Genomic DNA, 13,568 nt, shown 5'->3' on the forward strand with positions numbered 1-13,568 from the left:
TTACAGAGGTCGTGTCATGACCGACATGTTCGTATCGCTCGGCAACTGGAATTGGCTGATTTTCGGCTTCATCCTGATGGCGCTGGAGGTGCTGGCGCCGGGCATCTTCCTGTTCTGGCTCGGCCTTGCCGCGCTGCTGGTCGGCCTGATCTCGTTCGCGGCTGCCATCTCCTGGCAGATCCAGCTCGTGATGTTCGCGATCTTTGCCGCCGCTGCCGTGCCGGTCTGGCGCCACCTCGCCAAGCCGAAGCCGGATGCGAGCGCCAGCCCGTTCCTCAACAAGCGCACCGAAGCCTTGCTCGGCCGTGAGTTCACGCTGGAGAAGCCGATCATCGACGGTTCGGGCACGGTGCGGATCGGCGACACCGTCTGGCGTGTCGCAGGGCCGGATACGCCCGCCGGCACGCGGGTGAAAGTGGTGCAGGTCGACGGCGCGAATCTGACCGTGGCGGCGGCTTAACCGCCGTCATTGCGAGGAGCCCTTGCGACGAAGCAATCCAGAATCTTTCCGCGGCGGCAGTCTGGATTGCTTCGCTTCGCTCGCAATGACGAGTTTGTTGAGACGGCGTCGCCGGACTTAGGCGCCGTTCTTGTTGCGCCATTTCTCCGCAAACCTGTGCAGCGGCATGAACGTCTCGCACAATTCCCGGCCCAGCGGCGTCAGTCCGTAACCTCCACCGGCACCCAGTTCTACAAAGCCCGCCTCGCGCAGCTCGGTCAGCCGTGCCTGCAGCACCGTGGGCGAGGCCTCGTCGCAGGCGCTGCGCAGGGCGCGCGAGGTGAGGGGCTCTTCGCGCAACTCCCACAGGATCCGCAAGGCCCAGCGGCGGCCGAGCAGGTCGAGCAAAGCCATGATCGGCCGCCCGGTGCGCGAGCCGCGGACGCTGCGTTCTGCTGTTGTCGGCCGTTTCGCCATTGCCGCCCTCTTGCGTATTGCTACGGATAATGTAGCGTCGTGCTACGATAAATGTAGCAATGGAAATCGCTCATGTCCCAGGTCTCACCGCGCATCGCTCCGCTCTCGCCGCCTTATCCCCCGGAGATCCAGGCGCAATTCGACCGCATCATGCGCGGTGCGCCGCCGCTGGTGCTGTTCCGGGTGATGGCGGGCCATGGCCGGGCCTGGGACAAGTTTCGCGCCGGCGGGCTGCTTGATCCGGGGCCGCTCTCGCTGCGCCAGCGTGAGATCGTCATCGACCGCACCTGTGCGCTGAACGGCTGCGAATACGAATGGGGCGTGCATGTCGCGATCTTTGCAGGGCCGGCGAAGCTCACCGCGGAGGAGGTGCATGCGACGGTGCTGGGTGATGCGGCGTCGGCCTGCTGGTCGCCGGCCGAGCGGGCGCTGATCGCAGCCGCCGACGCGCTGCATCATCGCGCGACACTTACGGACGAGGAATTCGACGCGCTCTCCGCGCATTACGACGAGGCGCAGATCCTGGAGATCATGCTGTTGTGCGGCTTCTATCGCACGGTGTCGTATCTGGCGAACGGGCTGCGCTTGCCGCTGGAGGAGAACGCGGCGCGGTTTCCGGCGTAGGTCTCTCCACCGTCATTGCGAGGAGCCCTTGCGACGAAGCAATCCAGACTGTCTCCGTGGAGGCAGTCTGGATTGCTTCGCTGCGCTCGCAATGACGAGGTGAGAGGGCGCAAACCCTACGCCACGCCCGCGCGCAGCAGATCGTGCAGGTGCACGATCCCCACCACCTTGTTCGCTTCCGTCACCAGCAGCGTGGTGATCTTGCGCGTGTTCAGCACCTCGATCATCTCGGTCGCGAGCATCGAGGGCGGAACGGACTTGGGCTGCTTGGTCATGATCTCGTCGACGGTCACCGTCAAAAGATCGGGCCGCATGTGGCGGCGCAGATCGCCGTCGGTGATGATGCCGACGGCCTCGCCCGCATCGTTGACGATGCAGACGCAGCCGAGCCCCTTGGCCGACATCTCGACCACGGCTTCCGACATCTCGGTGCCGAGTGGCTTGAGCGGAATCTCCGCGCCGGTGCGCATGTAGTCGCGGACGAATTTCAGCATCGCGCCGAGCTTGCCGCCCGGGTGGAAATGCGCGAACTCCAGCGCCGTGAAGCCGCGTCCCTCCAGCAGCGCGATCGCTAGCGCGTCGCCGATCGCGGCCTGCATCAGCGTCGAGGTGGTCGGCGCCAGATTGTGCGGGCAGGCCTCGCGCGCTTTCGGCAGCTCGATGACGAGATCGGCGGCCTGCCCGAGCGACGACGAAGCGTTCGAGGTCACCGCGATCATGGGGATCGCGAAGCGCGCCGAATAGTTCACGAGGTTCTTCATCTCCGGCTGCTCGCCGGACCAGGACAGCGCCATGATGACGTCGTCGGACGTGATCATGCCGAGATCGCCATGACCGGCTTCGGCGGCGTGCACGAAGAAGGCGGGCGTGCCGGTCGAGGCCAGGGTCGCCGCGATCTTGCGGCCCATATGGCCCGACTTGCCGAGGCCGGTGACGATGACGCGACCCTTGGCGTTGCGGATCAGTTCGACCGCCTTGGCGAAGGGCTCGCCCAGCGGGCCGCGCAGCGCGGCAGCGAGCGCGTTGATGCCGCCGCTCTCCGTCTCCAGGGTGCGGAGCGCGGATTCGATGCTATCGGGAATGGAGCCGGATGATTGGGTCATCAGCGGTTTCGAGCTCGGCATGGTCTGGTCCAGGGAGGAGGGGCGTTCGCCCATTGGCGCCTGCTTAGCACGCCCCGATCAGCGAGGCGACGCGCGCCCGAGCGCCCTCAACGGGTCATTAACCATAATTGTTTAACTCCATTAACGATGGTTCCGGCCGGCCGGCGGGGATGATCGAGAAAGTATTTGATTTCGTTGGGGTAATTCCATCGTGGGGTCGTCTCCAGGCAGGGGCCGGAGCACTGTCGCGCATTTCCTGCGCGCCGCTTTGCCGTGCCTCGCGCTGACTGCCCTCGGAAGCAGCCCGGCGGCCGCCCAGAGCCTCACGCCCGACCTGTTCAATCCCAACCGCGGCGGCTTTGCCTCGCCCGATACGCTGCCGACCCGCCGCACCGCCGGCGTTCTGCAGGCGCCCTCCGACGCGTTGCCGAAACTGCCCGATCCCAATGCCGACCCGCGCCAGCGCCAGCAGACGCCGGCGAGCTCGCGTGTCGGTCAGGTCCCGACCTATGGCCTGCCCGCTGCCACCGGCGCGAGCGGCTCCGGCTACGATTCGCTCAACCGCAAGCGGCAGCAGCCCAAGCTCTATCCGGGCCAGCCGAAGCCGAAGCGCGCCGGTCCCGGTTCGCCGCCGCCACCCGCAACAACGCCGGCCACGACGCTCGGCCCACCGCGCATTGCGCCGCCGCCGTCCGAGACCGCGCACAAGGTGCCGGTGCCGGCAGCGATGGCGGGCAACGCGCCCGGCCAGCCGCTGCGCCGCCGCCTCAGGGCCGATGACGATCCCTTCGGCGCGGTTGGCGATTATGCCGGCAGCTTCCTGATCAAGGGCGGGCTCGAGCTGTCCGCCGGCTACGACAGCAATCCGACGCGCCTCAACAAGCCGGTCGGCTCGCCCGCCTATGTGGTCGCGCCCGATCTGCTCGTGGTGTCCGATTGGGAGCGCCACGCGCTGGTCGCCGATCTGCGCGGCTCGTTCTCGGGCTACACCAACGACATGCCGGCGACGATCAACGGCTTCGCCTCGCCGTCGCCGGTCGAGGCCAACCGTCCCGATTTCAACGGCCATGTCGACGGCCGGCTCGACGTCACCCGCGATTTCAAGCTGACCTCGCAGCTGCGCCTGCGGCTCGCCACCGACAATCCCGGCAGCCCCAACGTGCAGGCCGGCCTGCAGAAATATCCTGTCTACGCTGCTTACGGCACGACGCTCGGCTTCGACCAGACCTTCAACCGCTTCCAGGTCGCCGCCGGCGCCACCATCGATCGCACCGCCTACACCGATTCCAAGCTCACCGACGGTTCGACCTTCAGCAACGACGACCGCAACTTCAACCAGTACGGCGGCGTCGGCCGCTTCTCCTACGACCTCAAGCCCGGCCTGAAACCCTTCGTCGAGGTCCAGGGCGACACCCGTGTCCACGACCAGGCCGCCGACCGCAACGGCTACTTGCGCGATTCGAACGGCGGCTATGCCAAGGTCGGCTCGTCGTTCGAGTTCTCGCGCATCCTCACCGGCGAGATCTCGGTCGGCTATTCCGCGCGCAGCTACACCGACCCGCGCCTCAGCCAGCTCTCGGGCTTCCTCACCACGGGCTCCCTGATCTGGAGCGCGAGCGGCCTCACCACGGTGAAGTTCTTCACCGACACGCAGATCTCGGAGACCACGGTCCCCGGCTCCTCCGGCGTCTTGGTGCGCACCTACTCCGCCGAAGTCGACCACGACTTCCGCCGCTGGCTCACCGCGGTCGGCAAGTTCACCTACGGCACGCTCGACTACCAGGGCCAGAACCGCAACGACAAGACCTACTCGCTCGAAAGCAGCCTGATCTACAAGCTCAACCGCAACATCTGGGTCAAGGGCACGCTGCGCCACGACATCCTGGATTCGAACCAGCCGGGATCGAGCTCGCAGGGGACGGTGGTGATGCTGGGGGTGAGGCTGCAGAATTGAGGAGTAGCTACGATGGCAGCTCGAATTACTTTGGACATCAACTCGGCCGGTGAATTCGAGCTATGGCTTAATCCCGAAGGCCGAGACGTTCTTGTGAAGCAATTGCTGGCCCTGAGCGAGACCAAAGAGCACTTTCACTTGATGCCAAGTGAAGTTGCATCGGACGTTGAAGTTTCGACGCGACCCTATCGACCGAGCGACAAGCTTCTCGAATACGGCAAGGTGCTGTTCCGGCTTGACGAGTGGGACGCGCAGCACTTTCCGCACGTCTTGGAGTGAAGCCCGCCACCCACTCCGCTGTCATGCCCCGGCTTGACCGGGGCATCCAGTACGCCGCGGCCTATCGTTTCAATGACAACTCTCTCTGGAATACTGGATCGCCCGGTCAAGCCGGGCGATGACACCGTTTGCTGATCTGACGGCGGAGCAAAAGGCTCAGCGCGGCAGGTCCGTCTTCCCCATCAAAAACGTATCGATCGACCGCGCGCACAGCCGCCCCTCGCGAATCGCCCAGACCACCAGCGATTGGCCACGGCGCATGTCGCCGGCGGTGAACACGTTGGGGCGCGAGGTCTGGTAGTCCAGCGTGTTGGCCTTGACGTTGCCGCGCGGGTCGAGGTCGACCGCGAGCAGCTTCAGGAGGCCCTCGTGGACAGGGTGGACGAAGCCCATCGCGAGCAGGACGAGCTCGGCGTCGAGCTCGAACTCGGTGCCGGCGATCGGCTTGAACTTGTCGTCGACGCGCACGCAATGCAGCTTCTTGACCTGGCCGTTCTCGCCGGAGAATTTTTGGGTCAACACGGCGTATTCGCGCACCGCTCCTTCGGCCTGGCTCGAGGACGTCCGCATCTTCAGCGGCCAGTTCGGCCAGGTCAGGCCCTTGTTCTCGCGCTCAGGCGGAGCGGGCATGATCTCGAGCTGGGTCACCGAGAGCGCGCCCTGGCGCAGCGAGGTGCCGATGCAGTCCGAACCGGTGTCGCCGCCGCCGATGACGACGACGTGCCTGCCGCCCGCCAAAATCTCCTGGACGCCGCCGAGCGGCTCCTCGGAGACGCGGCGGTTCTGCTGCGGCAGGAAGTCCATGGCGTAGTGGATGCCGGCGAGCTCGCGGCCGGGGATCGGCAGGTCGCGCGGAGCCTCCGCGCCGCCGGTCAGCGCGACCGCGTCGTACTCGTTGAGCAGCTCGCGCGGATCGACATTGCCTTCAGCGCCGACGTGGCTGTTGTAGTGGAAGGTAACGCCTTCGGCTTCCATCTGCTTGACGCGGCGGTCGATGACACCCTTCTCCATCTTGAAGTCGGGGATGCCGTAGCGCAGCAGGCCGCCGGCCTTGGCGTACTTCTCGTAGAGGTGGACGTCGTGGCCGGCGCGCGCCAGCTGCTGCGCGCACGCCATGCCGGCCGGACCCGAGCCGATCACCGCGACCTTCTTGCCGGTCTTCTCCGCGGCCACTTCAGGCTTCAGCCAGCCATTGTCCCAGGCGCGGTCGACGATCGCGCATTCGATGGTCTTGATGGTGACCGGGTTGTCGTCGATGTTGAGCGTGCAGGAGGCTTCGCACGGCGCCGGACAAATGCGGCCCGTGAACTCCGGGAAATTGTTGGTCGAGTGCAGGTTGCGCGAGGCCTCTTCCCAATTGCCCTGGTAGACGAGATCGTTCCAGTCGGGAATCTGGTTGTTGACCGGGCAGCCCGGCGTGCCCGGCGCGACCGAGCCGGTGCCGTGGCAATAGGGAATGCCGCAGTTCATGCAGCGCGCGGCCTGGTCGCGCACCTCCTTCTCGGAGAGCGGAACGACGAATTCCTTGTAATGCTTCACGCGCTCGGCGACCGGGCTGTACTTGCGGTCGTGCCGTTCGATTTCCAGAAAACCCGTGATCTTGCCCATTAAACCCGAAGTCCCTGCCGCTTAAGTTCGTTCCGTTTCTTACTCGCCGTCATTGCGAGGAGCTCTTGCGACGAAGCAATCCAGTCTGTTTCCGCGGAGAGTTTCTGGATTGCTTCGCTGCGCTCGCAATGACGGGATGTGATGCCCTACGCCCCGATCGCGATTTTCGGCTCGGCGTCCGCATTGGCCGCCATTTCGCGCAGCGCGCGCCGGTACTCGACCGGCATCACCTTGCGGAATTTGGGCAGCCAATCCTTCCAATTGGCGAGGATCTCGGCGGCGCGCTTGGAGCCGGTCGCCTTGGCGTGGCGCGAGATCAGGACGTGCAGCCGCTCGACGTCGGAGGCGAGCAGGTTCTTGAACACGTCGACCCGGCCATGCGCCTCGAGGTCGCCGGCATGGTTGTAGGTGCCGGCGTTGATCAGCTCCTCGGACAGCACCGGCTCGAGCTCGACCATGCTGAGGTTGCACAGCTTGTCGAAGTCGCCGGCCTCGTCGAGCACGTAGGCGATGCCGCCGGACATGCCGGCCGCGAAGTTGCGCCCGGTCTTGCCGAGCACGACGACGATGCCGCCGGTCATGTATTCGCAGCAATGATCGCCCGCGCCCTCGACCACGGCGACCGCGCCCGAGTTGCGCACGGCAAAACGCTCGCCGGCGATGCCGCGGAAGTAGCACTCGCCCTCGATCGCGCCGTACATCACGGTGTTGCCGACGATGATGCTCTCTTCCGGCACGATGGCGGAGTTCCTCGGCGGCTTGACGATGATCTTGCCGCCCGAGAGGCCCTTGCCGACATAGTCGTTGCCTTCACCTTCGAGCTCGAAGGTGACGCCGTGGGCGAGCCAGGCACCGAAGGCCTGGCCGGCGGTGCCCTTGAGGCTGACATGGATGGTGTCGTGCGGCAGGCCGGCATGGCCGTAGATCTTGGCGACCGCGCCGGACAGCATCGCGCCGGCGGAGCGGTTGGTGCTGTTGATCGCGGCCTCGATCTTCACCGGTGCGCCGCGGTCGAGCGCAGGCGTTGCCTGCTCGATCAGCGAGCGGTCGAGCACCGCCTCCAGATGATGGTTCTGGCGCTCGGAGTGATAGATCTTCTGGCCCTTCTCCTCCTTCTGCTTGACGAACAGCTTGGAGAAATCGAGGCCCTTGGCCTTCCAATGCGCAACCAGCTTGGTCTGGTCGAGCAGCTGAACCTGGCCGACCATCTCGTTGAAGGTGCGGAAGCCGAGGCTCGCCATGATCTCGCGGACTTCTTCGGCGACGAAGAAGAAGTAGTTGATCACGTGCTCGGGCTGACCGGTGAAGCGCTTGCGCAGGACGGGGTCCTGGGTCGCGACGCCGACCGGACAGGTGTTGAGGTGGCACTTGCGCATCATGATGCAGCCGGCTGCGATCAGCGGCGCGGTGGCGAAGCCGAACTCGTCGGCGCCGAGCAGCGCGCCGATCACGACGTCACGGCCGGTGCGGAAGCCGCCGTCGACCTGGACCACGATGCGGCTGCGCAGCCGCTCGCGCACCAGGGTCTGGTGGGTTTCGGCGAGCCCGATTTCCCACGGCGATCCGGCATGCTTGATCGAGGTCAGCGGCGAAGCGCCAGTGCCGCCCTCGAAGCCCGCGATGGTGACATGGTCGGCGCGCGCCTTGGCGACACCCGCGGCGACCGTGCCGACGCCGATCTCGGAGACCAGCTTGACCGAAACGTCGCCCGTCGGGTTGACGTTCTTGAGGTCGTAGATGAGCTGCGCCAGGTCCTCGATCGAGTAGATGTCGTGGTGCGGCGGCGGCGAGATCAGGCCGACGCCGGGCGTCGAGTGTCGCACCCTGGCGATGGTGGCATCGACCTTGTGGCCGGGCAGCTGGCCGCCTTCGCCGGGCTTGGCACCCTGCGCCATCTTGATCTGCATCATGTCGGAGTTGACGAGATACTCCGTGGTGACGCCGAAGCGGCCCGAGGCGACCTGCTTGATCGCCGAGCGCATGGAATCGCCGTTCGGCATCGGCTTGAAGCGGTCGGCTTCCTCGCCGCCTTCGCCGGTGTTCGACTTGCCGCCGATCCGGTTCATGGCGATCGCGAGCGTGGTGTGCGCCTCGCGCGAGATCGAGCCGAAGCTCATCGCACCCGTGGCGAAGCGCTTGACGATGTCCATGGCCGGCTCGACCTGGTCGAGCGGCACAGGCTTGCGCTTCTCCTCCTCCGCGCTCTTGATCCGGAACAGGCCGCGCAGCGTCAGCAGGCGCTCCGACTGCTCGTTCAGGATCTTGGCGAAGGCGCGGTAGCGCTCCTGCGAATTGCCGCGCGCGGCGTGCTGCAGCAGCGACACCGACTCCGCGGTCCAGGCATGGTCCTCGCCGCGGCTGCGATAGGCATATTCACCGCCGACGTCGAGCGCGGTCTTGTAGACCTGCGCCTCACCGAACGCGTCGGCATGACGGCGCACGGCTTCTTCCGCGATCTCGGCGAGGCCGACGCCTTCGACGCGGGTATGCGTGCCGGCGAAGAACTTCGACACGAAGTCGGCCTTGAGGCCGACGGCGTCGAAGATCTGCGCGCCGCAATAGGACTGGTAGGTCGAGATGCCCATCTTGGACATCACCTTGAGCAGGCCCTTTCCGATCGACTTGATGTAGCGCTTGACGATCTCATAGTCGTCGAGCGAGCCGGGCAGGCGGTCCTTCATCGCAATGATGGTTTCGAACGCGAGGTACGGATTGATCGCTTCGGCGCCGTAGCCGGCGAGGCAGGCGAAGTGATGCACTTCGCGCGGCTCGCCGGATTCGACGACGAGGCCGACCGAGGTGCGCAGTCCGACGCGGATCAAATGATGATGCACGGCGGCGCAGGCCAGCAGTGCCGGGATCGGCACCCGGTCGGTGCCGACCATGCGGTCGGACAGGATGATGATGTTGACGCCCTCGCGCACCGCGCTTTCGGCGCGCGCGCAGAGCTCGTCGAGAACCTGGTCCATGCCGGCCGCGCCGAGACCGGCGTGGAAGGTGGTGTCCAGCGTCCGCGACTTGAAGTGCGACTCCGCCACCTCCGAGATCGAGCGGATCTTTTCCAGGTCCGCGTCGGTCAGGATCGGCTGGCGCACTTCGAGGCGCTTGGTGGTGGCCATGCCCTGCAGGTCGAACAGGTTCGGCCGCGGCCCGATGATCGAGACGAGGCTCATCACCAGCTCCTCGCGGATCGGGTCGATCGGCGGGTTGGTGACCTGCGCGAAGTTCTGCTTGAAGTAGGTGAACAGCGGCTTGGCCTTGTCCGACAGCGCCGAGATCGGCGTGTCGTTGCCCATCGAGCCCGCGGCTTCCTCGCCGGTGGCCGCCATCGGCGTCATCAGGATGGTGATGTCTTCCTGGCTGTAGCCGAATGCCTGCTGGCGATCGAGCAGCGACAGGTTCGAGCGCACGCCGGTGGTCGGCACCTTCGGCAGCTCTTCCAGCACGATCTGGGTCCGCTCCAGCCACTCCTTGTAGGGATGGCTCTTGGCGAGCTCGGCCTTGATCTCGTCGTCCGGGATCAGGCGGCCCTGCTCGAGGTCGACCAGCAGCATCTTGCCGGGCTGCAGCCGCCACTTGGTGATGATCTGGTCCTCGGGGATCGTCAGCACGCCCATCTCGGACGCCATGACGATGCGATCGTCCTTGGTGACGAGATAGCGCGCGGGCCTGAGGCCGTTGCGGTCGAGCGTGGCGCCGATCTGGCGGCCGTCGGTGAAGGCGATCGCGGCGGGGCCGTCCCACGGCTCCATCAGCGCGGCATGATATTCGTAGAAGGCGCGGCGCTTCTCATCCATCAAGGGATTGCCGGCCCACGCCTCCGGAATCATCATCATCACGGCATGCGGCAGCGAGTAGCCGCCCTGCACCAGGAATTCGAGCGCGTTGTCGAAGCAGGCAGTGTCCGACTGTCCCTCGTAGGAGATCGGCCACAGCCGGTTGATGTCCTTGCCGTAGAGCTCGGAGCTCACCGAGGCCTGGCGCGCCGCCATCCAGTTGACGTTGCCGCGCAGCGTGTTGATCTCGCCGTTATGCGCGATCATGCGGTAGGGATGCGCCAGCGACCACGCCGGGAAGGTGTTGGTCGAGAAGCGCTGATGCACCAGCGCCAGCGCGCTCTCGAAATCCTTTTCGTGCAGATCGGGATAGTACTTGCCGAGCTGGTCGGCGAGGAACATGCCCTTGTAGATCACGGTGCGGCAGGACATCGAGCACGGGTAATAGCCGGCGAGGCCGCGGTCGCGGCGCTGGTAGATCGCCTGCGAGATCGACTTGCGCAGGATGTAGAGCCGGCGCTCGAACTCGTCCTCGGTCTTGGCGGTGCCGTTGCGGCCGATGAACACCTGCATGCAGGCGGGCTCGGTCGGCTTCACGGTGACGCCGAGCGAGGAATTGTCGGTCGGCACGTCGCGCCAGCCGAGCAGGGTGAGGCCCTCTTCCTTGATCTGGTCGGCGATGATGCTCTTGATGACGTTGCGCCAGGCGGTGTCGCGCGGCATGAACAGCGCGCCGATGGCGTATTCGCCGGGCTGAGGCAGCGTGAAGCCGAGCTCCCCGGCCTTGCGGCTGAAGAAGGCGTGCGGGATCTGCACCAGAATGCCGGCGCCGTCACCGGCGCGCGGATCGGCGCCGACGGCGCCGCGATGCTCGAGGTTGCAGAGGATGCTCAGCGCGTCCGAGACGATCTCGTGCGACTTCTTGCCCTTGATGTTGGCGATGAAGCCGACGCCGCAAGAATCCTTCTCCAGGCTCGGATCGTACAGGCCTTCGGCTTGGGGGCGCGAATTGTGCTCTTGAATCGGTGAGGTGATCGGATCGGTCGTTTTCGAGGCGACCGTCGCCGACAGCTCTTCTGCCACGATGTTTGCGCGCTCGAATTGCGACCCGTTCATTGTTCCTGTCCTCTCCATGCGGCAAGCTGCCTCACCGCCATCTTCGGCGCACCTTCGGCGTCCCGCGGCACCCGATCCTGGGCCACCGCTCGTCCTCTGCGAGCCGCATTTTCTTAAATTCAGGCCTAGGCGTTCTTCGTCCCCGAGAACGGCTTTGCCTGGTACCTTGCCGGCGCTCGAGAGCACCAGTTCTCGCTGCAATCCCTATGCCGGAACCGCAGGCAAAATGAGACAGTCTTCCTGTCCTAACCATCACCTTGCCAAATTTTTGTCTAGCACACAAGCGCGCGGAAGTCCCGATTCCGCAGAAGTCAATCAATCGCTTTCCAAAAGTTGCGCGGCCCCGGTTTTGAGGCAAACGCGCCCTGATCCGGCCCCGGCGGCGCCGAAATCCCAAATGAAGTTTCGGATCAACCCTTCGGAAGGCGCGCCACGCCGCGAGAAGCGAAAGAGGGCGGCCACCGGGGGGCCTGACAGGAGCGTCTCGATCATGAAGTTTTTCACAAGATGTGTGGCGGCCGCCGCGCTGGCGCTGGCTGCCGGTGCGGGGCATGCCCAGGTTCCCGCGAGCGGTATTGCGAGAGGGGCCGTCATCGCGGTGTCGGATTTCGACGGGCCCTACGCCCCGCCGGAGGTCGCTCCGCCGCCGCGCTACGGTTACGGCTACGAGGAACGCGGCCCGGCGCTGGCCTTGTTGCCGCCGACCGAGGTCTACGCCGTGCTGCGCGAAAACGGCTTCTCGCCGCTCGGCATTCCGCGCCTGCGCGGCAGCGTCTACACCATCGCGGTGATCGACCGAAGCGGCGACGATGGCCGGCTGGTGATCGACGCCCGCGACGGGCGGATCATCCGCTTCATGCCCGCCGCTGATGCCTATGGCATGGCGCCGGCCTATGACGAGCGCCGGGTCGCGCCCTACGGGCCGCAAACCGCGCTGCCGCCGCCGACCGTGATCCGCAGCGGCCCGCCGCGCCCGCCGGCGTCGATCCCGCATGTCGCGAGCCGCGCCGTGCCGCTGCCCAAGCCCGCCCCGCGGCGCGCCGAGACGCCGATCGCTGCGAAGCCGGCCGAGCCCGCGGCGCAGCAGGTGCAGGCAGTGCAGGCCCAGCCCGCGCAGCAAGCTGCCGTGGTGCAAGCCAAGCCGGCCGAGGCCGCACCGCAAGCTGCCGCGCCGACCGTCGGTCAGGCCAGGCTGGCCCCAACGATCCTGCCGACGCAGGACATGCCCGCCGCGCAGGGGCTGGACTAGGCGTCAGCAAACGGAAAGCGCCCGAGAACCCCTCGGGCGCTTTTGCATGAAATGACTGCGCGTCAGCTCCGCGGATACCCCGCCGCATCCAGGATCAGATTCGCCACCTCCTTCCGGTGCGACACCAGCGAGAGGTGGCCGGCATCGAGCTCGATCGTGGTGGCGTTGATGCGCTTGGCGAGGAAGCGCTCGAGATCGGGGTTGATGGTGTAGTCGTTCTTCGATACCGCGTACCAGCTCGGCTTGGAGCGCCAGGCCGCCTCCGTGATGCGGCCGGCGAAGATCGAGGCCGCGGTCGGCCATTGCACGGCGTAGAGTTCCTTGGCCTGCTCCGGCTTCACGCCGTTGGCGAAGTACTTCAGGAAGGCCTCTTCCGAGAGCTTGGTGTAGCCGTCGCGCTCGACGATGCCGGCGCGCGCCGGCCCGGCCGGAAACTGCTTCGACAGCGCGACGAAATCCTCGTTCGCATCAGGCGCGCGTGCGGCGACGTAAACGAGGCCGGTGACCTTCGGGTCGGTGCCGACCTGGCTGATCACGGTGCCGCCCCAGGAATGCGCGACCAGCACGGTCGGCCCGTCCTGCTCGGCCAGCGCCCGCTTGGTCGCTTCGACGGAGTCCTCGAGCGAGGACAGCGGATTCTGCACGGCCGTCACATGCAGGCCTGCAGCCTGCAGGATCGGGATCACCTCCGACCAGCTCGAGCCGTCGGCCCAGGCACCGTGCACCAGCACGACGTTCTTCGCCTTCACCGTCTGCGGTGTCTGCGCATGAGCAAGGCTGAGGGGAGCCGCCAAAAGGCTCGCGGCGACGAAAAGGCTGCGCCAGAGTGACATGATCTTTCTCCGTCTTGTTTGGGGTCGATGCCCAAAGGACGGCGCGCGAGGCCGCAGCGTTACGCCTTCACCGTTCTGTGATGCAGTGCAAAAAAACGCCCCGGGGCACC

General features: G+C 66.0%; 11 protein-coding genes. 5 read left to right on the forward strand and 6 right to left on the reverse strand.

The window, feature by feature from the left end:
• Positions 1 to 16: 16 nt before the first annotated feature.
• Complete coding sequence (locus ACNJYA_RS05405) at positions 17 to 460, forward strand: NfeD family protein (protein ID WP_172785001.1); 444 nt, start codon at positions 17 to 19, stop codon at positions 458 to 460.
• A 117-nt stretch (positions 461 to 577) separates the two neighbouring features.
• Here ACNJYA_RS05405 and ACNJYA_RS05410 read toward each other — a convergent pair whose 3' ends face one another.
• Positions 578 to 916: a winged helix-turn-helix transcriptional regulator gene (locus ACNJYA_RS05410; RefSeq protein ID WP_212254081.1), complete on the reverse strand. Its 339-nt coding sequence runs from the start codon at positions 914 to 916 to the stop codon at positions 578 to 580.
• A 72-nt stretch (positions 917 to 988) separates the two neighbouring features.
• Between ACNJYA_RS05410 and ACNJYA_RS05415 the strand changes: the two genes are divergently transcribed.
• Entirely contained in the window at positions 989 to 1,540 is a 552-nt protein-coding gene (locus ACNJYA_RS05415) for a carboxymuconolactone decarboxylase family protein (RefSeq protein ID WP_212254082.1), read from the forward strand.
• A 116-nt stretch (positions 1,541 to 1,656) separates the two neighbouring features.
• Here the strand turns inward: ACNJYA_RS05415 and ACNJYA_RS05420 are convergent, their stop codons facing one another.
• Positions 1,657 to 2,664, reverse strand: a complete 1,008-nt coding sequence (locus ACNJYA_RS05420) for a KpsF/GutQ family sugar-phosphate isomerase (RefSeq protein WP_212254874.1) — start codon at positions 2,662 to 2,664, stop codon at positions 1,657 to 1,659.
• Between the two features lie 190 nt (positions 2,665 to 2,854).
• Between ACNJYA_RS05420 and ACNJYA_RS05425 the strand changes: the two genes are divergently transcribed.
• Together ACNJYA_RS05425 and ACNJYA_RS05430 are read left to right on the forward strand one after the other, a co-directional pair.
• Complete coding sequence (locus tag ACNJYA_RS05425; RefSeq protein ID WP_212254083.1) at positions 2,855 to 4,597, forward strand: outer membrane beta-barrel protein; 1,743 nt, start codon at positions 2,855 to 2,857, stop codon at positions 4,595 to 4,597.
• Positions 4,598 to 4,609: 12 nt separating this feature from the next.
• Positions 4,610 to 4,876, forward strand: a complete 267-nt coding sequence (locus ACNJYA_RS05430; RefSeq protein ID WP_212254084.1) for a hypothetical protein — start codon at positions 4,610 to 4,612, stop codon at positions 4,874 to 4,876.
• 156 nt (positions 4,877 to 5,032) lie between these two features.
• Here the strand turns inward: ACNJYA_RS05430 and ACNJYA_RS05435 are convergent, their stop codons facing one another.
• The 3 genes from ACNJYA_RS05435 to ACNJYA_RS05445 all read right to left on the reverse strand — a co-directional run bounded on the left by ACNJYA_RS05435 (position 5,033) and on the right by ACNJYA_RS05445 (position 11,868).
• Positions 5,033 to 6,484: a glutamate synthase subunit beta gene (locus ACNJYA_RS05435; protein ID WP_212254085.1), complete on the reverse strand. Its 1,452-nt coding sequence runs from the start codon at positions 6,482 to 6,484 to the stop codon at positions 5,033 to 5,035.
• A 146-nt stretch (positions 6,485 to 6,630) separates the two neighbouring features.
• Positions 6,631 to 11,376 (reverse strand): glutamate synthase large subunit, encoded by a 4,746-nt coding sequence (gene gltB / locus ACNJYA_RS05440; RefSeq protein WP_439402177.1) that lies wholly within the window; start codon positions 11,374 to 11,376, stop codon positions 6,631 to 6,633.
• A gap of 315 nt (positions 11,377 to 11,691) precedes the next feature.
• On the reverse strand, positions 11,692 to 11,868 hold the full coding sequence (locus ACNJYA_RS05445) for a hypothetical protein (RefSeq protein WP_439402178.1): 177 nt from the start codon (positions 11,866 to 11,868) through the stop codon (positions 11,692 to 11,694).
• Here ACNJYA_RS05445 and ACNJYA_RS05450 point away from each other — a divergent pair.
• Positions 11,867 to 12,625: a hypothetical protein gene (locus ACNJYA_RS05450; protein ID WP_439402179.1), complete on the forward strand. Its 759-nt coding sequence runs from the start codon at positions 11,867 to 11,869 to the stop codon at positions 12,623 to 12,625. The two genes, ACNJYA_RS05445 and ACNJYA_RS05450, sit on opposite strands and share 2 nt — an antisense overlap.
• Positions 12,626 to 12,687: 62 nt before the next feature.
• On the opposite strand, the gene ACNJYA_RS05455 is transcribed toward ACNJYA_RS05450, so the two are convergent.
• Entirely contained in the window at positions 12,688 to 13,458 is a 771-nt protein-coding gene (locus ACNJYA_RS05455; RefSeq protein WP_439402181.1) for an alpha/beta fold hydrolase, read from the reverse strand.
• Between the last annotated feature and the right edge of the window lie 110 nt (positions 13,459 to 13,568).

It is taken from the genome of Bradyrhizobium sp. BLXBL-01, from assembly GCF_051853025.1.
Classification (GTDB): Bacteria; Pseudomonadota; Alphaproteobacteria; order Rhizobiales; family Xanthobacteraceae; genus Bradyrhizobium.